Annotated in this window: 21 protein-coding genes; 9 read left to right on the forward strand and 12 right to left on the reverse strand. The window is 63.0% G+C overall.

All coding sequences use genetic code 11. From position 1 onward, the window contains the following. Positions 1-154 precede the first annotated feature (154 nt). The 3 genes from RCO31_RS15055 to RCO31_RS15065 all read left to right on the forward strand — a co-directional run bounded on the left by RCO31_RS15055 (position 155) and on the right by RCO31_RS15065 (position 1,392). Positions 155-631 carry a MaoC family dehydratase gene (locus RCO31_RS15055; RefSeq protein WP_308969220.1) on the forward strand — a complete coding sequence of 159 codons (477 nt, stop codon included), beginning with the start codon at positions 155-157 and terminating at the stop codon, positions 629-631. After that, positions 628-1,104 carry a MaoC family dehydratase gene (locus RCO31_RS15060; RefSeq protein ID WP_308969221.1) on the forward strand — a complete coding sequence of 159 codons (477 nt, stop codon included), beginning with the start codon at positions 628-630 and terminating at the stop codon, positions 1,102-1,104. Before RCO31_RS15055 ends, RCO31_RS15060 begins: the two co-directional genes overlap by 4 nt. A gap of 132 nt (positions 1,105-1,236) precedes the next feature. After that, positions 1,237-1,392 (forward strand): hypothetical protein, encoded by a 156-nt coding sequence (locus tag RCO31_RS15065; protein ID WP_308969222.1) that lies wholly within the window; start codon positions 1,237-1,239, stop codon positions 1,390-1,392. Positions 1,393-1,455: 63 nt separating this feature from the next. Here the strand turns inward: RCO31_RS15065 and RCO31_RS15070 are convergent, their stop codons facing one another. The 4 genes from RCO31_RS15070 to RCO31_RS15085 all read right to left on the reverse strand — a co-directional run bounded on the left by RCO31_RS15070 (position 1,456) and on the right by RCO31_RS15085 (position 3,878). Next, on the reverse strand, positions 1,456-1,593 hold the full coding sequence (locus tag RCO31_RS15070) for a hypothetical protein (RefSeq protein ID WP_308969223.1): 138 nt from the start codon (positions 1,591-1,593) through the stop codon (positions 1,456-1,458). Positions 1,594-1,780: 187 nt separating this feature from the next. Next, positions 1,781-2,194: a hypothetical protein gene (locus tag RCO31_RS15075; protein ID WP_308969224.1), complete on the reverse strand. Its 414-nt coding sequence runs from the start codon at positions 2,192-2,194 to the stop codon at positions 1,781-1,783. Between the two features lie 197 nt (positions 2,195-2,391). After that, complete coding sequence (locus RCO31_RS15080; RefSeq protein ID WP_308969225.1) at positions 2,392-3,321, reverse strand: hypothetical protein; 930 nt, start codon at positions 3,319-3,321, stop codon at positions 2,392-2,394. Positions 3,322-3,446: 125 nt separating this feature from the next. Then, positions 3,447-3,878: a nuclear transport factor 2 family protein gene (locus RCO31_RS15085; protein WP_308969226.1), complete on the reverse strand. Its 432-nt coding sequence runs from the start codon at positions 3,876-3,878 to the stop codon at positions 3,447-3,449. Positions 3,879-4,359: 481 nt separating this feature from the next. Between RCO31_RS15085 and RCO31_RS15090 the strand changes: the two genes are divergently transcribed. Beyond that, positions 4,360-5,625, forward strand: a complete 1,266-nt coding sequence (locus RCO31_RS15090; protein ID WP_308969308.1) for a serine hydrolase domain-containing protein — start codon at positions 4,360-4,362, stop codon at positions 5,623-5,625. Positions 5,626-5,718: 93 nt separating this feature from the next. On the opposite strand, the gene RCO31_RS15095 is transcribed toward RCO31_RS15090, so the two are convergent. From RCO31_RS15095 to RCO31_RS15115, 5 genes are all read right to left on the reverse strand, one after another. Then, positions 5,719-6,498 (reverse strand): ABC transporter permease subunit, encoded by a 780-nt coding sequence (locus RCO31_RS15095; protein WP_308969227.1) that lies wholly within the window; start codon positions 6,496-6,498, stop codon positions 5,719-5,721. Continuing rightward, positions 6,498-7,364 (reverse strand): ABC transporter permease, encoded by an 867-nt coding sequence (locus RCO31_RS15100; RefSeq protein ID WP_308969228.1) that lies wholly within the window; start codon positions 7,362-7,364, stop codon positions 6,498-6,500. Before RCO31_RS15100 ends, RCO31_RS15095 begins: the two co-directional genes overlap by 1 nt. A 2-nt stretch (positions 7,365-7,366) precedes the next feature. Next, the gene (locus tag RCO31_RS15105) at positions 7,367-8,461 is read right to left on the reverse strand and encodes an ABC transporter ATP-binding protein (RefSeq protein WP_308969229.1); all 1,095 of its coding nucleotides are present in this window, start codon (positions 8,459-8,461) and stop codon (positions 7,367-7,369) included. A gap of 10 nt (positions 8,462-8,471) precedes the next feature. Beyond that, positions 8,472-9,539, reverse strand: coding sequence for an extracellular solute-binding protein (locus tag RCO31_RS15110; protein WP_308969230.1), 1,068 nt, complete (start codon positions 9,537-9,539; stop codon positions 8,472-8,474). A 66-nt stretch (positions 9,540-9,605) separates the two neighbouring features. After that, the gene (locus tag RCO31_RS15115) at positions 9,606-10,370 is read right to left on the reverse strand and encodes a GntR family transcriptional regulator (protein WP_308969231.1); all 765 of its coding nucleotides are present in this window, start codon (positions 10,368-10,370) and stop codon (positions 9,606-9,608) included. 260 nt (positions 10,371-10,630) lie between these two features. Here RCO31_RS15115 and RCO31_RS15120 point away from each other — a divergent pair, with 260 nt between their 5' ends. Next, positions 10,631-11,722, forward strand: coding sequence for an NAD(P)/FAD-dependent oxidoreductase (locus RCO31_RS15120; RefSeq protein ID WP_308969232.1), 1,092 nt, complete (start codon positions 10,631-10,633; stop codon positions 11,720-11,722). Positions 11,723-11,732: 10 nt separating this feature from the next. Then, on the forward strand, positions 11,733-12,260 hold the full coding sequence (locus RCO31_RS15125) for a hypothetical protein (RefSeq protein ID WP_308969233.1): 528 nt from the start codon (positions 11,733-11,735) through the stop codon (positions 12,258-12,260). Between the two features lie 124 nt (positions 12,261-12,384). Here RCO31_RS15125 and RCO31_RS15130 read toward each other — a convergent pair whose 3' ends face one another. Beyond that, a complete protein-coding gene (locus RCO31_RS15130) occupies positions 12,385-12,729 on the reverse strand; it encodes a tRNA-binding protein (RefSeq protein ID WP_308969234.1) in 345 nt (114 codons plus the stop codon). Positions 12,730-13,090: 361 nt separating this feature from the next. Here RCO31_RS15130 and RCO31_RS15135 point away from each other — a divergent pair, with 361 nt between their 5' ends. From RCO31_RS15135 to RCO31_RS15145, 3 genes are all read left to right on the forward strand, one after another. Further along, a complete protein-coding gene (locus RCO31_RS15135; RefSeq protein ID WP_308969235.1) occupies positions 13,091-14,839 on the forward strand; it encodes an ABC transporter ATP-binding protein/permease in 1,749 nt (582 codons plus the stop codon). Between the two features lie 32 nt (positions 14,840-14,871). Then, positions 14,872-15,444, forward strand: coding sequence for a hypothetical protein (locus RCO31_RS15140; RefSeq protein ID WP_308969236.1), 573 nt, complete (start codon positions 14,872-14,874; stop codon positions 15,442-15,444). Positions 15,445-15,532: 88 nt separating this feature from the next. Further along, on the forward strand, positions 15,533-15,889 hold the full coding sequence (locus RCO31_RS15145) for a DUF1236 domain-containing protein (protein ID WP_308969237.1): 357 nt from the start codon (positions 15,533-15,535) through the stop codon (positions 15,887-15,889). Positions 15,890-15,901: 12 nt separating this feature from the next. Here RCO31_RS15145 and uvrB read toward each other — a convergent pair whose 3' ends face one another. Continuing rightward, a complete protein-coding gene (gene uvrB, locus RCO31_RS15150) occupies positions 15,902-18,859 on the reverse strand; it encodes an excinuclease ABC subunit UvrB (RefSeq protein WP_308969309.1) in 2,958 nt (985 codons plus the stop codon). Positions 18,860-19,017: 158 nt separating this feature from the next. After that, positions 19,018-19,416 (reverse strand): hypothetical protein, encoded by a 399-nt coding sequence (locus tag RCO31_RS15155; RefSeq protein ID WP_308969238.1) that lies wholly within the window; start codon positions 19,414-19,416, stop codon positions 19,018-19,020. Positions 19,417-19,491: the final 75 nt, after the last annotated feature.

The raw sequence follows: 19,491 nt of genomic DNA on the forward strand, positions 1-19,491 counted from the left end.
GGCCCCGCCTCCGAAGCTTGTGATACCGAATAGCCGATATGCGGAGCTGCCCCAAATCTGGTTGCCGGCACCCTCGTCGCCTATAATAGCGGCGATAATCGGATTATTGACGCAATCCCCTCCGCTTTCCGCCCCAAAGACCACAATTTCCCACATGCCGCCACTGACATTCGAAGACTTCAGGCCCGGCCATTTCGCGACGCTGGGACCGCGGCATGTCACGCGAGCGGAGATCATCGCGTTTGCGCGCGAATTCGACCCGCAGCCGATGCACCTCGACGATGAGGCCGCTAAGCTTTCGATGGCCGGCGGCCTTTCAGGCTCGGGCTGGCACATGTGCGCGCTGGCGATGCGCATGCAGGTGGACGGGTTCATCGGCAGGTCCGCATCGCTCGGCGGTCTCGGCGTCGATGAGGTGAAGTGGCTTGCATCTCTGCGGCCGGGTGATGACCTGACGCTCGAGGTTCATGTCGATGCGGCACGCCCATCGAAGAGCCGGCCCGACTGCGGCATCGTCAAGTTCAGAGCGGAGATGTACAACGCCGCCGGAACGCGGCTGATGACTATCGTCAGCAACGGCTTGATGCGGCGGCGCGAGCCGGCCGCGCTTCAAAGCGAGAGCGACGCGTGATTTTCCTCGAGGATACCAGGATCGGCGTGCGGCAGGCGCTTGGCTCCTACACCTTCACAGCGGACGCGATCAAAGCGTTCGCGCGGGCCTACGATCCGCAAGCGTTCCATCTCGATGAGGGGGCGGGCGAGCGATCGCTGTTCGGCGGGCTGGCGGCCTCCGGCTGGCATACTGCGTCCGTCTACATGAAGCTGCTGGTCGCATATCTTGAAACGCTCGCGTCCGAAGCGAAGGCGTGCGGCGAAGAGGTCGCTGCAAGCGGGCCGTCGCCGGGGTTCAAGAATCTGAAATGGCCGCGTCCGGTGCTGGCCGGCGACACCATTAGCTACTTCTACGAGGCGACCTCGATGCGTCCCCTGGCCTCACGGCCCGGCTGGGGCATCGTTTTCGGCACGACGACGGCCGTCAATCAACGCGACGAGTTGGTTTTATTTTTCGAGAATTCCGTCTTTCTTCGGCGCCGCAGTTTGTGACTGCACCTCTCGCAAGTGGCGAGGAGTCTGTTGCTTCACCGGTGCGTCGCGAACCATCCTTTAACACTTGGCCTCTAGGTTGAACCTTCAGGGAGAAATGTCCGACAGAACGCCTGTAAAGGACGGACGACCATGGCTGACCGAAACGGATTGAAATTTTTAGGCGTTCTTTTCGCGAGCGTGACGCTCGCGGTGATGCTGACCACTGTGTTCGTGGTGAAGGGTCACGCCGACGGCCGGTACACGCTGGACGGCGTCGAGCCTGCGGTCATCGAAGCCGCCGAGTAGGCGAGCGTTCTGCCGGGCCTGGATTGCTTTTTCGGATTTGTTTTTGATCCGTGTGCCGTGCGGCTAACGCAGCCACGCAAACAGCAGAAGTCCGCTTGCGATCACGACCAGCAGTCCAAAGCGGAGGATGACTTGTCCTAACCGGGGCGGGTCGGTGCGAACCGGGATCGGCTCCGGCTTGTCCGGGCGAATCGTCTTCACGGCAAAATCCCATCGGCAATTGACTTAAAGCGCAGCTGTTCGTCGCGGCACGAGCAGGTGCGGTTCACGCCGGGGCACCGATCTCACGGTCGGCCAAGACCGGAAATGGCCATCATTGCCTGATGCAAAACTGAATCGCCGCGCCCGAGGGGCGCGGCGATGTGACCAGAGGCCCGATGAGCCTCTGTCAGCCCTGCCGGAAATTCTCTGCGGCGCTTTTCCACTGCGACAGGTTTTCGGCGATGATGCGCGTGGACTTCATGGCCTGGTGGCTGAGGTGGGCGTAGCCCGCGATCTCGCGCTGCACCCGCTGGCCCTCGGCATGCAGCAGATCGCGCAGGCTCTCGAGTTCGGTGATCAGGTTCTCGATTTCGGCAAGTGAGGTACCGGCAACGCGCTGGATCAGCGAATTGACGTTTTTCACCGTCGCGTCGTTCTCCGTCGAATCAGGCGGGGGCGTCTGGCCAGGCCTGCGCAGATAAGCGACGTCGTTGCGAACAAACTCTCGGATCCCCGCTTCGACCTCGGTGACGGCGGCCAGGCTCGGATTGGCCTCCTCGGTATTCTCGTTTTCAACTTTTTCGGATGGAATTGCGTTCATCGGCTTTTTCCCTATTTCGCAACCTGCGCAAGTGGTGTCCCCCGCACGACGGACGTTGAAGCCCGATCTGGTCAGTTGAATTTGTCTAGACAGGGGCGAGTTTACGGCAACTGCTCGTTCATTTGTCGCGTAAATTGATGAAAATTCAGGAAATTCCCCTCATAGTCCGGTTCCACGTACCGGTACCCCGATCCAGATCACCAGCTGCTTTTGAAGCCGGCGGTAAGGCTCGTGTTGCTGAAGCCTTCCGGCGTCTCACTCACCGAGCCGCTAATGCTCAAACCGCCGAACAGCTTCTGCTCCGCGCCAATGCTGTTCAGCCAGCGGTCGCCCGCGGGCGCGAGGGACTGGCCGGCAAGGAAACTTGTGCCGGTGTCGGCGATGCTGAATTTGGCAGAACGGTCCATTTCGAAACTGCGCCCATGGTCGACGCCGCCCGGCAGCCCCGGAATCGCGTCGTGCTGGGTGATGTAGTAGCCGTGTCGCAGCGTCACCGAGACGTGGTCGCCCCAGAGAGGCAGTGATTTGCTGAAAGCGGTTCCCAGCCGCGCGTCGTGCGCCATGCGCGCTTCGATCGCCACGTTGTCAGACAGGTAGGGCACGCCCGGCGCCTTGGCGGTCATCCAGGCCGCGGCCTGCGAGTCCTGCACGCGGTGATCGCTTGCGAGCTTTTCCGGAAGCGTATCGGGGATCCGCAGCGGCGATGACGCAGTCGCGACGTCGAGATCGACGCCGGCCTTCATGTCCCAGAACGGGCTGAGCTGCTGCTTCAACGATAACGCCGCCGTGCCGTTCGCATTGTCGTTGCGCGACCAGGCTGCCGCGGTACCGGTGTTGCCAGGCGGCCGGGCGGCGCGAAGCTTCGGTCGTGACGTATATGGCATATCGAGCGGCGCCGACAGCGCATTCCAGTCGATCGCTTCGGGCGGTGGCGCATCATCGGACGGCGGGATAGTCGCCGCGTCTTGCCCGGCGGGGGGAGAGATCTCTTCTGCGCGCACCACATCTCTTGTGATGACGGCGGCGAGGATCAGCATGGCGGCACCGATCAGCGAGCGCGCGGCGATCGGCATGGGAATTCCGAACATCATGTAAAGGCAGTAGTGCGACGGCAACAGCGTTGCCACCCTGCATACGCGTTTAATGTGGCGACTTGTTGAATCGCGTGATGGGCGAAGCAAATGAACCGAGAAAAAGAACAGCCCCGCGACCGCGGGGCTGTTTCACTTGCGCGGCAGGCTTCGATTGGAGACTACACCATTGCCGGCAAATGAATCGGCCGGCCGAGTGCCTGCTCGACCAGATCGAATGTATCGATGACTGCGCGCAGGCTCGCGAGTTTGCCGTCCTTGAAGCGCAGGAACGCGGCGAGGCGCACGCTGATCGGGCGATTGGTCTCATTCGAGTTCAGCGAGCAGCGCAGCAGCGCCGACGCCGAGTTGTCGCCGAGCACGACATCCTCCTGCTTGATCTTGTGCAGTCGGAAATTATCAGCCATCCGCGCGATCGAATCGAGCGCGGCCTCCTTGCCCTGGCGGGCGCCGAGGTAGGGAAACATATCGATCGGACCGAATATGGCCCAGTCGACCTCTTCGTGAAGGCACGGCGCGATCTCCGCGCTGCTCTGGCTTCCAAGCCCTTTGCGCAACGCATGCGTGAATGTCCAGAGGGGGTGCCCCGACATGGCCGACTCTTGATCCCGGATTTTGTGTGTACGAACAGCAATGGCCCTGAAGGCATCGTCGATGACGCCGTTCCAGGTTGCTGCATTCCATTTCAACTGTTGGCAGCTAAATAGAATGCTGCACGTCTGTTACACAACCGTCGTTTTTGCATTGCACAAATGCACGCTGCTGCGCGGCAAATGGCGATTGTCTGCGCCCGCCTGAAGCCGGAGCTACCCATTAACTCTTGTAATTACTGAAGAAATTGGTCCGTAGGACGGGGCGGGCCGGCGCGCAGCTCCGCCCTGTAGCTGTCTGCTGACACGGCTCGAAGGTTCAATGCTCAAGGGGCGGCGATGCGTATCAAGGGTTGACCGCAAGCGGGCTTTCGCGCTGAGAATCGCCGGCAACCACACCGCCAATGAATCCCTGAACAAATCAGCCCACCGGGAGTGAACCTCGATGTCCGTCCAGGCCCTGAATCTGCCTTCGGCGCCGCCTTTGAACGCGCCGACCGCGTCGCCGGAATCTGTCGGCATGTCTTCGGCCCGCCTCGGCCGCCTCGAGGATCATCTCAAGCGCAACTACATCGATTCCGGTCGTTTTCCCTGCACGCAGACGATCGTCTACCGGCGCGGCAAGCTCGTCCATTCGGCGGTCCAGGGCATGGCCGATGTCGAGCGCAAGACGCCGGCGAAGGACGACACGATTTTTCGCATCTATTCGATGACGAAGCCGATCACGTCGGTCGCGTTCATGATGCTGGTGGAGGAGGGGCGCGTCGCCATCGACGAACCTGTCCACAAGTACATTCCCGAGTGGAAGAACCTCGGCGTCTATGTCGGTGGCATTCCGACCCTCGGCACCAAGCCCAGCGCCGTGCCGCAATTTCTCACCCGGCCCGTGGCCCGGCCAATGCAGATCGTCGACCTGCTGCGTCACACCTCGGGCCTCACCTACGGCTTTCAGAACCGATCGAGTGTGGATGCGGCCTATCGCCAGTTGAAGATCGGCGAGATCGAGAAGGCCGGGACGATGCAATCGATGATCGACGGCCTGTCGAAGATGCCGCTCGAATTCTCGCCCGGCGACGCATGGAACTACTCTGTCTCGACCGATGTGCTGGGCTATCTGGTTGAGAAGATCAGCGGCATGCCGTTTGCGCAGTTCCTGAAGGAGCGGATTTTCGATCCGCTCGGCATGAAGGACACGAGCTTCCACGTCGCCTCGGCCAAGGCCGATCGCCTCGCCGCCTGCTATTCCGCTGACGGCAAGGGCGGCAAGGTCCTGCAGGATGACCCGAAGACGTCGAGCTTCCTGTCAGCGCCGTCGTTCATTTCTGGCGGCGGCGGACTGACCGGCACGGCGGCTGATTATCTGACCTTCTGCCGTGCGTTGATCCATGGCGGTGACATCGGCGGTGTGCGGCTGCTCGGCCCAAAGACGCTGCAACTCATGACCAGCAACCATCTGCCCGGCGGCAAGTATTTGCCGGAGATGTCGCGCTCACTGTTCGCAGAGGCCGCCTATAACGGCATCGGCTTCGGCCTCGGTTTCTCGGTCACCATCGATCCGGCATTGACCCTGATTGCGGGCAGCGCCGGTGAGTATTCATGGGGCGGCGCTGCGACCACCTCGTTCTGGATCGACCCGGTGGAAGAACTGATCGCGATCTTCATGACCCAGGTGCTGCCGTCAGGCGCCTATCCGATTCGGCGCGAGTTGCGCACGCTGGTCTACTCGGCGATCACCGAGAGCAACGTGTAGGCGCAGTGCAAGCGATGAAGCGATGGCGGTTCTCGAGCGGCCAGGGCGGGGATGACGCTGAGAGGCTGGCTGCGCCAGCTCTGCTCATCGTCGCTAGCGCCCGGCCAGCGAGCGGAACAGGTCGTAGCGCCATTCAAGGAGGAGGCACAGCAGGGCGGTAAGGATGATGACAGTAGCGCTTGCCGCCGCGACTGATGGTTCCGCTAGGTTTTCCATGCGGCTGAACAGCACCACTGGCAGCGGATTGACGCCGGGCTGGGCAATGAACGCCGAGACGACGATGTTGTTCAGCGAAGCGAGCAGCGCGAACAGGCCGCCGGAGATCAGCCCGGGCCGCATCATTGGCAGCGTGACATGCCAGATCACTTGCCGCGGCGAGGCGCCGTGAATGGCAGCCGAACGCGGCAGCGAGGGATCGGCGAGCGAAGTGCTGACGAGGGCCGAACGCAGGACATAGGGAACAGAGACAACAGTGTGACCGATGATGAGACCCGTCTCGTTGAGCAAGCCAAGCTGCGTGAGAAACACCAACAGCGAGAAGCCGGTCAACACCAGCGGCACGCTGAGCGGCGCGGAGAACACCGAGCTCAACGAGGTCCGCCAGTTCGGCGAGAGGCGACTTAGCTGGATTGCCGCAAGGGCGCCGATCGGAACCGACAGCGTCAGGGCCCAGAGAGCGATCCGTGCGCTAATGGCGAAGCCGGCGATCATGTCGGAGTCCTCGATCATCGCCTGCCACCAGCGCAACGACAGGCCTTGCGGGGGAAAGACGAGATAGCCCCCGGCAGTGAGCGAGGCGCCCGTCACCATGACGATCGGGATGAGCATCACCGCATAGACGCCATAGGCGGCGGCTGAGAACAAGCGATCCATCAGGCAGATTCCCACGGCATCCGCCGCTGCGCGAGCGAGGCGGCAAGCGCCGTGCAGCCAAGCGTCAGGGCGAACAGCAGGACTCCCAGCGCCGCGGCGCCCGGCCAGTCGAAAAGCTGGAGCGTGAACTGGTAGATCATGAGCGGCACCACGTGGACCCGGCCGCCGCCGATCAGGAACGGGATGACGAAAGCCGCCATGTTCAGCGCGAAGACGATGAGACCGCCGGAGATCACGCCCGGCAGGCTGAGTGGAAGCAGCACCTTGGCGAACACCTGCGCGTCGCTCGCGCCATGAATGCGCGCCGAGCGGCCAAGGTCGGCCGGAATGTTCTCGAGCGCCGCGAAGATCGTAAGGATTGGATAGGACAGGCTGCTGAAAGTCCCGACGATGATCACGCCAGTCATCGTGTTCATCAGCTCGATCGGCTGGCTGATCAACCCCAGTCTGATCAGGTTGGCGTTGATCACGCCGTTGTTGCCGAGCAGCAGCATCCAGGCAAAGGAAGCGACGACCAGACTGATCATCAACGGCAGCAGCACGATCAGCGTCAGCCAAAGCCGTGCGAAGCCGGATTTCACCCGGTGCAGGTGGAGCGCGACGGGATAGCCGAGCAGAACACTAAGCACCGTGGTGGCTGCCGAGATGTAGACGGTGCGCGCAAAGGCTGCGACGTAGTTTGGATCGCCGATGAACCGTGTGAAGTTCCTGAGCGTGAATTCCGTGCCGACGAGTGCATGGGCGTCGTAGGGCCGGAACGCGAGCGACAGCACCATGGCCATGGGAACGACGAAGAATACGCCAATGAGCACGGTGATCGGCAGACAGAGGACGCTGCGGCCGAGGAGTTCAGAGAGGCGTGCCATCCTCAGCTGCCCCGCCGGTCGAAGACCAGCCAGTCACAGGCCTTGATCCGCGCGATGACTGTTTCGCCTTCCTGGGGCAGGTCCTCGGCGCCGGCTGGCATCTGGGCTGCGAGCTCAGTCCCGTCAGCCAGTCCAAGCACATAGCGCACGAAAGGCCCGACGAATGCGCGTGCGAGAACTTGCGTGTCCAGTCCCCCGGCAGCTTGCCTATCGAGCCTGACACGGTCGGGACGGACCGCCAGGCGGAGAGTGTCGCCGGCCGAGAAGCGCCGGTCGGCGGGAAGCGTTATCATGCATCCTCCCGGCAAGCGAAGCGAGACACCGTTTGGACCCGCTTCGATCACAGTGCCGTCGAGGAACGTGGCCTCGCCGATGAAACCAGCGACGAATTCACTGGCCGGGCGCGAATAGATCGCGTCCGGCGTACCAGCCTGCTCGATCACGCCCTTGTTCATCAACACGATGCGATCGGACAGCGTCAGCGCCTCCTCCTGGTCGTGAGTTACGTAGATGGCCGTGACGCCGACGGACCGCTGGATGCGTCGAAGCTCCACTTGCATCTCGCGCCGCAGCTTGGCGTCGAGGCTGGAGAGGGGTTCGTCCATCAGGATGACGCGCGGCTGGACGGTGAGCGCGCGTGCGATGCCGACGCGCTGCTGCTGGCCGCCGGAGAGCTCGCGCGGATAGCGCGTCTCGAAGCCAGAGAGCCGAACAATTTCAAGCGCTGCGCCGACCCGTCGGTTTATTTCGGCCTTCGGCATGCGACGCATCGCAAGTCCGAAGCCGACGTTGTCGAACACCGTCAAGTGCGGAAACAGGGCATGGCTCTGGAACACCATGCCGAGCTCGCGCCGATAGGACGGTGTCCGGACGATCGAGCGGCCGCCGATGAGCACGTCACCGGAATCAGGATGTTCGAAGCCGGCGATAATGTTGAGCGTTGTGGTCTTGCCGCACCCGGAGGGACCGACCAGTGACACGAACTCGCCATGGCCGGCGGAAATGCTGATCTCGTTCAGGACGGTCGAGCCGTTGAACGCCTTCCGAAGTGCGCGTAGCTCCAGCGCACTCCCGTTCTCGGGCGCCGCAAGTGTCATCGCCTGACCTTTACTGCTGGATTTCGCGCTGCCAGCGCTCGGACAGGGTGACCCGATCCCGGTTGTAGATGGCCCAGGGCACGTGCGCCGCGTTGACCACTGCCTCGGTCGGCGGGAAGTTGGTCGCGACCGCCGGCGAAAGCCGGGTTTTGGTGTTGACCGCGCCCATCGAGGCATCCTCGGCGAGAAAGGCCTGGCTTTCCGGCGACAGCATGAAGTTGGCGAGCTTCTGCGCCTCTTCCGGATTGGGCGCGCCCTTCGGGATGGCGATGTAGTGTGCGGTGGCAACGGCACCTTCCTTCGGCAGGGCCCAGCGGATCGGCAGGCCGGCCGCTGCGGCCTGCACCGCCGAGAACTGCGGCACGAAGCAGAGCCAGATTTCCTTTTGCTGGAAGAGCTGGATGACCTGGCCGAGCGGCCCCATGAAGGTGCGGATATTCGGCTTCATTTCGCGGATCTTGGCAAAGCCCGGGTCCATCGTGACGGCGGGATCGCCGCCGAGCAGGCTGGTTGTGCGTGCGAGCGTCGCGAAGGCATAGGTGTTGGTAAACTGGGGGATCGAGACGCGGTTCTTGTAGCCAGGCGCCCATAAATCAAAGAACGAATCCGGTGTCGGCAGGCCCGCGGCCTTCACGGCTTCGGCGTCGTAGACCATGACCGTCAGATTGCTGAAGACCGCTGATCCCATGCCGTCGGCGTCGCGGTATGCGGCCGGGATGTCGGCGAGATTGGGGACGATCTTCGGATCGAGATTGGTCCAGAGGTCGAGCTCCTTGCCCTGCAACCACGGGCCCTGGTCAAGCGACACCAGATTGACCTGCGGGCTCGCCTTCTGGGCGATGCTGCGGGCCAGCGTCTCGGCGCTGAGGAGAGCCGAGCTCGAAATCTCGATGTTGTGGAGCTCCTTCATCTTCGGGATGACGAAGCGATCGAACGAGCGCTTGTAGACTGCGGAGACCACCACGGCGAGCCGCTTGGTCTGGGCGATGGCAGGGCTGGCGCACAGGGCGCTGGCCGCGGCCGCGCCGACCGCCATCTTGCCGAGGCCGCGGCGGGTGATCGCTGGTGTCATGCTCATCGGGGCGTCCTTGCAGTCGCTGGAGGTTGCGGAAATCCGGCGCCGGCGGCGCGCGGAGGCGGATGGTCAGGGAAACTCGATTTGCCGGGGCATGGTGTTGGCGCGCGGAACGAGACGCACTGCATACTGGTAGCGCTGCGGGTGGTAATGGGCTTCGGTCGCGTCGAGCACCGAGCCGTCGGTGGCGAAGTAGACGCGCTCCATGCGGATGATGGGATGCCCGACCGCGAGGCCGAGCGCCTTTCCGACATGCGCGGGAGCGGCGACGGCTTCCATCGTCTGCTCGGCATGGGCGAAGACCTTGCCGCTTCGCATTTCCACCACGCGAGCCGAGGGAATATGCCCAGCGAAATCCGCCGCGCCGACGAAGCGCGCGCTCTCGTCGGGAAAATAGGCCTCGATATAGGAGAGCGGCTCCTTGCCGGCCTGGTTCACGCTGACGTAGCACTGGCACTCCTGCCCTGGGGGCACGCCCATGGTGCGCGCGAGCGTGACTGGCGGGACACGTCGGCCGGCGCTGAGCAGCTTCAGGTTAAGGTGCGGGTGGATGTCGTCGATGTAGCCGAACAGGCTGGCCTTCTTCACCGCCTGATCCGGGCCGATGACGAAGGTGCCGACGCCTTGCTGCCTGCGCACCAGATTGCTGCGTATGAGATTGTCGAGCGCGTGACGGATGGTGATCCGGCTGACGCCATATTGCGCGCAAAGATCGCCGTCCGACGGCAACCGCGAACCGGGCGGAAAAACCCCGTCGTGAATCTGCCGTGCCAAATGCTCCTCAACCTGCCGATAGAGCGGCGCGGCGACGAGGCGAACAGGTGTGTAGTTCATCCGTGCTATCCTAGTTAATATCATCATATGATAGCATATTCTGCACGCCAGCACATCTTTTGAGCGGCGCCGAGATTTTTCGGCTAACACATAACCATATGTTATATCTAATTAATTTCATATTTCGGTCATCCCTCGCAATCCACAATAAGGCAGTCGCTTTCCATTATTTGAGCATTACATGATATCATAATATGTTGTAATAAGAACTCCCGCTCGCGGCGACCGCGTTCCCTTGCGGGGGACTGGGGAAATTACGAATGGCGAGGCGTCACGCCGAGATTGCGGGAGCCGGTATCACGGGGCTCACCCTGGCCGCGGCCCTCGGCCAGGCTGGCTGGAGCGTCCGCGTCCACGAAAGCGCAGCCGAATTACGATCGACCGGCGGCGGACTCTATCTGCGGACCGACGGTCAGCAGGCTGCGCGCCGTCTGGGCCTGTCGGACCAGATCGCGGATGTTGCCTTCACGCCCGACGGGTTCGAGGTTCGGATCGACGGCGCCCACCACGCCCTTCACCCGCGCAACGACGCGACACGGACGATGTTGCGCAACGAACTGCACGCGATCCTCCTGCGTGCGGCCAAACGGGCGGGCGCGGAGATCGTCATCGCCTCGAAAGCGGTCGCTCTCGTCGACGACGGGCAATTGGTGCTCGCCGATGGTTCACGCCTCGAGGCGGATTTGGCGATCGCGGCCGATGGCGTCGGCTCTCGCCTGCCGGAGACGGTGGGCATCGCGGGCCAGCGCCAGCGCTATGACGACGGCCTCATCCGCGTGTTGCTGAATCGCGCGATCCTGGCCGGATCGCAATGGGAGCGGACGATCGATTTCTGGCGCTACGGCGACGTCGCGTTGCGCGTCCTGTATACGCCATGCAGCCCAACGCACTGCTATCTTTGCCTGATGAGCGCGATCGACGATGCGCGCGCCTCGGCGGTGCCGATCGATGTCGCCTATTGGTCGGAGAATTTTCCCGAACTGCAGCCGTTGCTGGCCATTCCGGGGGCCAGCGCCCGGCACGATCGCTACGGTAAGATCTGGCTTCCTCGGTGGTCGAAGGGCCGCGCAGTAATCATCGGTGATGCCGCCCACGGCATGCCCTCGAGTCTCGGTCGTGGTGCCAGCGTCGGCATGCTGAACGCAGTCGAACTGGTCGACCGTCTGAGCAGTGGCGCGACGATCGAGACCGCGCTTCACGGTTGGGAATTGGCCCAGCGCCCGGTTGTCGAGGAGGTTCAGGCAGAGGCTGAGCGCGTGGCGTTGGCGCGCGCCCTCAGCGCCGGCAACCGCATTGATCTCGCTGAGCGCGACGGCGACGTTCACGCCCTTCAAGCGACACCCTCAGCATAGGATATCCATCATGAGTCTGATTCCGACCGAAGCCTGGTATCGCGACCGCCTGAAGCTCGTGCAGGAGGAGCACGGCGCAACGCAAGATCGCATCGGCCGTCCCTGGTACCAGCATTTCGAGCGCGTCGCGCTGCGGCTGATGTTCCGTTGTCCGGGTGCGAGCCAGGCCCAGATCGAGGCTGCGTTGATGCATGATGCGCTGATGGCCGGCGGCAAAGGGCGTGGCTTCCTGGAGGAAATCGGACTGCTCGATGAGGCGATTGAGATCATCGAGCTGATCACCCCGCCGCCGCACGGCAATTTCTTTCGCGACTTCGAGGCGATAACGGCTGCCGACAATGCGATCTATCTCGCCTACATCCGCGGCGTCGTCGCAAGCGGCAACAAGGCTGCGATCCACGTCAAACTCGCTGATATCCGTGACACGATCGAAGCCTTCCAAGCGGCCTCCTCGCCGGTGCTGAAAGGTCAGCTTCGTGATCGCTATCAGCCTTCGGTCGACCTGCTTGCGGTAGCGGTCGAAACACTCGAAGCGTGAGAAGTCCGTTCCTGAACCTGGCGGATCGCTATTTCTATGCCTCGCCCTTCATAATCGCTATCGCGGGAGAGCGGATCGTAGAGTGCGTGCATGCCGACGAGCGATGTTCGCGCACGTTAAATGCTCAGTACACACGTTCGCCCGGCGCGACCGCGCTGCGTGGCGACAGCAGGATCACTCTGCCGTCGGAGTCAGCGGCGCCGAGAATCAGCACCTCGGAGAGAAATCCCGCGATGTTGCGCGGCGGGAAGTTGCAGACGCAGACCACCAGCGTGCCGATCAGTTCATCCACTGCATAATTGGTGATCTGAGCGCTCGACCATTTTTCCCCGAGCGGTCCGAGATCAAGTTGGACTTTCCACGACGGCTTTCGCGCCTTCGGAAACGGCTGCACGTTAAGCACGCGTGCAACACGCAGCTCAACCGCTGCGAACTGATCGTAGGTGATTTGTGGATTGCCGTCGCTCATTGTCATTCTCTGAAATTGTGATGCCGGGCGCGGCCGTCAGCTGCGCCTTGCGTCTCTGAACAAGACCGTCAGGTCAAGCCCGGCGATTTGCAGAGGCGAGGCTTCCAAACGTGACCGTGTGGCGCTCCGCCGCACCCGTGCTGCAATTGACCCTTATACACACGTCCACATAATGCGTTTGTCATGTCGGCTCGGCGCCGGCCATGATGACAGACCCGTGCCGGCCAGGGGGCTTGCCGCAAGCGCGGATCGTCAGAGAAACATCGAGGCCCTCGGCCAAGGGTGAAGCCTGCCCTTCGGGGGCGGGCCGATCGCGGCGCATTGCTGCTTTCGGTCTTTCGCCCAAGCGGGGAACCCTTGCATGAGGGCCATCGTTCGCGCCGCGCGAACATTCTTTTCGCTCGCCTTGCCGTATTTCCGGTCGGAGGATCGCTGGATCGCGGGCGCGCTGCTGATCGGCATCCTCGCCGCCGAGCTTGGCCTCGTCGCCATCCTCATCGCGATCAACGAGTGGAACAAGCGCTTCTTCAACGCGCTGGAGGGCCGCGACTGGAACGCTGCGCAGCTCGAGTTGCTGGTCTTCTGCGGCATCGCCCTGGCTGCAGTGGTGGCCGGGATGATGCAGTACTTCCTCGGCCAGCGGCTGATCATTCGCTGGCGGCGCTGGATCACCGAACGCTATGTGTCGATGTGGATGGCGCACGGTCGGCACTATCGGGTCCGGCTGGTCGATCCCGGCGTGGATAACATCCACCTGCGCATCGCCAGCGACGTGCTGATTTTCCTTACACGCACGCATGAGCTGTTTACACAGCTGGTCGGCAGCATCGTCACGATCTTCTCGTTCGTTGCCATCCTCTGGTTTCTGTCGGCTGCAACGCCGCTGCCGCTGTTCGGCCACGATCTGTCGTTTGCCGGCTGGCTGATCGTCGTTGCGGCCTGCTATGCGGTGATCGGCACGCTGTTCACGCATCTGATCGGTCGCCCGCTGATCCCGCTCAACTTCAACCAGCAGCGCTACGAGGCCGACTTCCGCTTTGCTCTCGCGCGGGCGACGGATCAGTCCGAGCCGGTGGCGCTGATGGGCGGCGAGGCGGTCGAGCGCCGTGAACTGCGCAACCGTTTCACCAACCTGGTGCACAACTGGACACGGCTCGCCAATCGTCAGAGCTCGCTGGTCGGTTTTATTGCCGGCTATGCGCGCATGTCGACGGTCTTTCCAACGCTGGTGGTGACGCCGGCCTATCTTTCCGGCGCGATCACGCTTGGCTCGCTGGTGCAGACCGCGCTCGCGTTCCAGCACGTCGAGGGTGCGCTTGCTTACTGCATCAGCGCCTACAGCAAAATCGCCGAATGGAAGGCGGTGATGGACCGGCTCGCGCAGTTCGAGGCGGCGATGCACGCGGTGGATGATCACAGCGCCTCCGCGAAGATCGACATGACGACGCGGCCCGACAGCCGGCTGCAGGTCGACGATCTGGTGTTGCGGTTGCCAAGCGGCGAGGCGATGGCGTCGTTTGGCCAGGTCGGGTTGGCGCCGGGCGACCGGCTGCTGGTTAGCGGCGCGTCCGGCGCGGGCAAATCAAGCTTCTTCCGCGCACTGTCGGGTCTGTGGCCGCTCGGCGAGGGCGCGATCCACTTTCCCAAGAACGCCAAGGTCTTTACGCTGCCGCAGCGCTCCTACTTTCCGCTCGGCTCGCTGCGACAGGCGATTGCTTATCCGACCCCGGTCGAGGACGCCGACGACGAGGCGATCCGCGCAGCGCTCACAGCCGTCGGTCTGCCACATCTCACCGGCCGCCTTGACGAGGAAGGCGACTGGCCGACCGTGCTCGCCGGCGGCGAACAGCAGCGCGCGGCGTTTGCGCGTGCGCTGCTGGCGAAGCCCGACATTCTCCTGCTCGATGAGCCGGTCTCCGCGTTGGAGGAGGACGATGCTGACGTGCTCTATCGGCTGCTTGCCGAGCGCCTGCCGCACGCCATCGTCATCACCATCGGCCGCGCCGGCCTGCTCGGACACCTGCACGATGCGGCGATTCATCTGGAGCGCGGCGCTACAGCCTCGATCGAGCCGCTCACACCAGAGCAACAGGCTGCCGCAGGCGGCTGACCCTTTCATACATTTCCAGGGAGAGAGTGACGATGGCCAAGCTGAACTACTGGACCGACAAGTGGGACCTGCATGTCGATGTCTGCCCGTGCGACGTGCACGTCAACGAGTGGCTTGCCGAGCAGAAGGCGACGAGCAAGTTGATCTACCACTTCGGCACCGGGACCCATCATGTGATCGGCAAGGAGCAGGCGGAGAACGGGTCCGGAAACATGGTGTTCGGCATCACCGCCTCGATCGAGGAGTATGATGCCTATGTGAAGCTGGTCGCGAGCAACGCGCGCGTGGCGAAGAGCTACGTCGCTTATTTCGGCGATATCTATCTCACCAACCCGAAGCTGCTGCCCGATTTCGACGTGGTGACGATGCTGCACCTGTGCGAGTTCTTTTACCCGAACACGGCAAGCGCCGATTACGGCGGCATCGACGACCGCGGCCTGCTCGACCTGTTCACCGCGAAGACCAGGCCCGGCGGGCACATCTTGTTTTATACGAAATCGATCGCCTTTGATAAGGTGAGGCCGATCCTCGCGAAGTGGGAGACCGAAGCCCCGGTTGCCCGCCTTGGCGAATTCAAGACGCTGGCGGTGTACAGAAAGACGTGACGCCGCCGCATTTTACCGGACGCTTGAAACCTCGGCCTTGTCACGACGTTGATGGGCCGAGGGATGCTTCATGAGGACGGAGCGAGAAATGGTCAAACGACCCGCGGGTCAATCGCTGTCGGTTGGCTTGGTATCGTTGCTGACGCTGTTGTCCGCTGCACCGATTGTCTCGGCTCAGGATTCGGGGCGGCTCAAGTTGACCGGTCCGCAGGAGATGAAGCTGCGCAACGAAATCGGTCTGCACGCGACGCGGCAGAAGGCCCCGTCGGGATTCAACGCCGCAGTCGGCGCAACATTGCCGAGCCAGGTGACACTCTCTCCGCTTCCTGCAAGTGCGGCGACCGAGGTTCCGGAGGCGAACTCGTATTATTACGCCGTGGTGGACGACCAGCTGCTGCTGGTGAATCCGTCCGACAAGAGGATCGTCGACGTCATCAAGCGTTAGCCGCAGGATCGGTTATCTTCCCCGCTTCCACCCGCCTCGCGACCCCGGCCGTCCGGCGGACGATCGCCCGCCCGGGCGGTATGGCGCGCTCTCCGGGCCATGCATTTCGTCGAGTGTGGGCTTGCGTGCTCGCGCTTGCGGCTCGTCGCCGTGTCCGTCCCGATAGGGCTTCGACTCTGGCCCTGCCATCTCGTCGAGGGTCGGTTTGCGTGCGCGCGTCTTTGTCTTGGCCGGCAGGTTGGCTGCATCGCCGTATTTGCGCGTGCCGCCGTAGGCTCCGGCCTTCGCTTCCACCCCGCGCTGCTTGATGGTCGGGTCGTCGACCACCGCGAGCTCGGTTGCGCGCAGGCGCTTCACCTCGTCGCGCAGGCGGGCAGCTTCCTCGAAATTCAGGTCGGCGGCGGCTTCGCGCATGCGCGCTTCGAGGTCGGCCAGCACCGTCTCGAAGTTGTGGCCGATAGCGATGGCGTCGTCGGCCATGCCGCCGTCGCCGATCTCCACCAGCACGTGGTCGCGCTCGTACACCGAGTTGAGGATGTCGCCGATCGACTTCTTCACACTCTCCGGCGTGATGCCGTGCTCGGTGTTGTAGGCCACCTGCTTTTCGCGGCGGCGGCTGGTCTCGGCGATCGCGCGCTCCATCGAGCCGGTCATTGCATCGGCATAGAGGATCACCTTGCCGTCGACATTACGCGCGGCGCGGCCGATGGTCTGGATCAATGAGGTTTCGCTGCGCAGAAAGCCTTCCTTGTCCGCGTCGAGGATCGCCACCAGCGCGCATTCGGGAATATCGAGGCCCTCGCGCAAGAGGTTGATGCCGACTAGCGCATCGAACGCGCCGAGGCGCAGGTCACGGATGATTTCGATGCGCTCGATGGTGTCGATATCCGAGTGCATGTAACGGACACGAATGCCCTGCTCGTGCAGGTATTCCGTGAGGTCCTCGGCCATGCGCTTGGTCAGCACGGTGATCAGCGAGCGGTAGCCCTTCGCTGCGGTTGCGCGAACCTCGCCGACCAGATCGTCCACCTGCGTTCTGGCCGGACGAATGTCGACCGGCGGATCGATCAGGCCGGTCGGGCGGATCACCTGCTCGACGAACACGCCGCCGCTCTCGTTCAGCTCCCAGCCGCTGGGAGTGGCCGACACGGCGACCGACTGCGGCCGCATCGCGTCCCACTCCTCGAAGCGCAGCGGCCGGTTGTCCATGCAGGAGGGCAGGCGGAAGCCGTATTCGGCGAGCGTTGCCTTGCGGCGAAAATCGCCGCGGAACATGCCGCCGATCTGCGGTACGGTGACGTGGCTCTCGTCGGCGAAAATCAGTGCATTGTCCGGTACGTATTCGAACAGCGTCGGCGGCGGTTCGCCCGGCTTGCGCCCCGTCAGGTAGCGCGAATAGTTCTCGATGCCGGCGCAGCTTCCGGTTGCCTCCAGCATTTCGAGATCGAACATCGTACGCTGTTCGAGCCGCTGCGCCTCCAACAACCGGCCCTGCGCGTTGAGCTGTTCGAGCCGCTGCTTCAACTCGATCTTGATGCCCTTGATGGCCTGGATCAGCGTCGGACGCGGCGTCACATAGTGCGAGTTGGAGTAGACCTTGATGAACTCCAGATCGTCGCTCTTTTGTCCGGTGAGCGGATCGAACTCCTCGATCCCATCGATGATGTCGCCGAACAGGTTCACGCGCCAGGCGCGGTCCTCATAGTGCGCCGGGAAGATGTCGATGGTATCGCCGCGCACGCGAAACGTGCCGCGGGTGAAGTCGGCGGACGTGCGTTTGTACTGCAGCGCGACCAGATCTGCGATGATCTGGCGCTGGTCGATCCGCTCGTTCCGCTTGAGCGAGAACGTCATGGCCGTGTAGGTCTCGACCGAGCCGATACCGTAGATGCACGAGACCGAGGCGACGATGATGACGTCGTCGCGTTCGAGCAGCGCGCGTGTCGCCGAGTGGCGCATGCGGTCGATCTGCTCGTTGATCGAGGAGTCCTTCTCGATATAGGTGTCGGTGCGCGGGACGTAGGCCTCGGGCTGATAGTAATCGTAATAAGAGACGAAGTACTCAACCGCGTTGTCGGGAAAGAAGTTCTTAAACTCGCCGTAGAGCTGTGCGGCCAGCGTCTTGTTTGGCGCAAGGATGAGAGCCGGGCGCTGGGTCGCCTCGATCACCTTGGCCATGGTGTAGGTCTTGCCGGAGCCGGTGACGCCGAGCAGCACCTGGGTGCGGTCGTTGTGGTCGATGCCCTCGACCAGCTCCCTGATGGCCGTCGGCTGGTCGCCCTTCGGCTCATAGTCCGACTTGATCTCGAAACGCACGCCGCCTTCGGATTTTTCCGGACGCGGCGGACGATGCGGGGTCCAGATCTTCTCGCCGCCGAACTCGGGACGGCCATCGCGGAGTAGCGTTTCCAGCGCGCCGGCGGTGGCGGCGACGCCGAGCGCCTCCATCTTGTTGCGCGCGGGCCGGGCGAGGGTGTCGTCGTCCTCGACATCGAGGCCGAGTTGCTTCGCCAGTTCCGGATCGAGTGTCGGCACGGACGCCGTGGTGCCGTAGTTCGCCTGATAGCCGGCCGGCGCTTCATGGAAACCCGCGCGCGGATCCGCGCGCACGCCTCCACGCTTTGCATCCTGCTGCGGGCTGTCCCGCCGCACGATGGTATTGCGCGTCATGTTGCGGTCGACCGACGGTTCGCGCGGCAATGCATCGTTAGCCTGGGTCGAAGCCCGGGCGCGATGCGCCGCCGCCTCTCCGCCGGCGCGGCGCTCCTTCGAATTGTCCGGCGGTGGCGTCAGGCCTGTGCTGGAGCCGATGCCGGCCGCGCCGGTGTTCAGCGCCGGGTTCAACAGTTCCGCGAGCGCCGGCCCGATCGGCAATACGTCCGGCCGATGCGCTTTCGCGCGCGTCGGCTTCGCCGGATCCTTGCGCGGCTTTTTCTTGTCGGAAGTCGTTTTGTCGGAAGTCTTGGCCATGGTCACGGAATATGGCCTCACAGCTGTGCAGACGGAAGCCCCCCGCAGCAGACGAATGCGATGGAACAGCCGCCAACTCTATCTGCCGCATCTGCCAATTTATGGCAGGAGCAATCTGGCATCCCGAAGCGGTGGCGATGCGGGCGAACCCTCTCGCGCTACAGCAGCCAGCCTGCGATCATCAGCGCGGTGGCGATCGCACATCCGATCAGGGGGATGTGAAAGAAGAACCGCCAGGCGATGAACGTCAGAACAAGACCAAGTCCGATCATCAGCAGTTTTAGCGCCGGCAGTGGCGTGATGACCGTCAGCGCGATCAGCAGTGCAAAAAGCAATAGTCCAATGCCGTGGGTCAGATGAATACCCAACAGAACGGACCAATAGTCGTGGCCGTTTGGCGCCACCGCGATCTGCGTTCCCCGCATAGCTTCCAGCAATACCGGATCGCGCGGCGCAAAGTAGCGCGGGCGGGAGAGCAGGTCCCGCAATGTATAGATCAGATGAATCAAGCCGAGGGTGCCAATGATCGCCGCTGCGGCGAGAGGCAGATAGGCCATGGATTCCTCCTCGCGGTCGAACGCCAAGCGCTTACCCGGCCAATCCATACGTTGGCGTATGGATTGATAGACATC

This window comes from Bradyrhizobium sp. LHD-71, assembly GCF_031157255.1.
Lineage (GTDB): Bacteria > Pseudomonadota > Alphaproteobacteria > Rhizobiales > Xanthobacteraceae > P52-10.

Bases quoted from the DNA above. Each gene is read 5' to 3' on its own strand.
- RCO31_RS15120 (WP_308969232.1), top strand. From the start codon at position 10,631: ATGGCGAGGCGTCACGCCGAGATTGCGGGAGCCGGTATCACGGGGCTC.
- RCO31_RS15135 (WP_308969235.1), top strand. From the start codon at position 13,091: ATGAGGGCCATCGTTCGCGCCGCGCGAACATTCTTTTCGCTCGCCTTG.
- RCO31_RS15125 (WP_308969233.1), top strand. From the start codon at position 11,733: ATGAGTCTGATTCCGACCGAAGCCTGGTATCGCGACCGCCTGAAGCTC.
- uvrB (WP_308969309.1), bottom strand. From the start codon at position 18,859: ATGGCCAAGACTTCCGACAAAACGACTTCCGACAAGAAAAAGCCGCGC.
- RCO31_RS15075 (WP_308969224.1), bottom strand. From the start codon at position 2,194: ATGAACGCAATTCCATCCGAAAAAGTTGAAAACGAGAATACCGAGGAG.
- RCO31_RS15130 (WP_308969234.1), bottom strand. From the start codon at position 12,729: ATGAGCGACGGCAATCCACAAATCACCTACGATCAGTTCGCAGCGGTT.
- RCO31_RS15115 (WP_308969231.1), bottom strand. From the start codon at position 10,370: ATGAACTACACACCTGTTCGCCTCGTCGCCGCGCCGCTCTATCGGCAG.
- RCO31_RS15155 (WP_308969238.1), bottom strand. From the start codon at position 19,416: ATGGCCTATCTGCCTCTCGCCGCAGCGGCGATCATTGGCACCCTCGGC.
- RCO31_RS15095 (WP_308969227.1), bottom strand. From the start codon at position 6,498: ATGGATCGCTTGTTCTCAGCCGCCGCCTATGGCGTCTATGCGGTGATG.
- RCO31_RS15065 (WP_308969222.1), top strand. From the start codon at position 1,237: ATGGCTGACCGAAACGGATTGAAATTTTTAGGCGTTCTTTTCGCGAGC.
- RCO31_RS15110 (WP_308969230.1), bottom strand. From the start codon at position 9,539: ATGAGCATGACACCAGCGATCACCCGCCGCGGCCTCGGCAAGATGGCG.
- RCO31_RS15145 (WP_308969237.1), top strand. From the start codon at position 15,533: ATGGTCAAACGACCCGCGGGTCAATCGCTGTCGGTTGGCTTGGTATCG.
- RCO31_RS15105 (WP_308969229.1), bottom strand. From the start codon at position 8,461: ATGACACTTGCGGCGCCCGAGAACGGGAGTGCGCTGGAGCTACGCGCA.
- RCO31_RS15100 (WP_308969228.1), bottom strand. From the start codon at position 7,364: ATGGCACGCCTCTCTGAACTCCTCGGCCGCAGCGTCCTCTGTCTGCCG.
- RCO31_RS15085 (WP_308969226.1), bottom strand. From the start codon at position 3,878: ATGTCGGGGCACCCCCTCTGGACATTCACGCATGCGTTGCGCAAAGGG.
- RCO31_RS15140 (WP_308969236.1), top strand. From the start codon at position 14,872: ATGGCCAAGCTGAACTACTGGACCGACAAGTGGGACCTGCATGTCGAT.
- RCO31_RS15055 (WP_308969220.1), top strand. From the start codon at position 155: ATGCCGCCACTGACATTCGAAGACTTCAGGCCCGGCCATTTCGCGACG.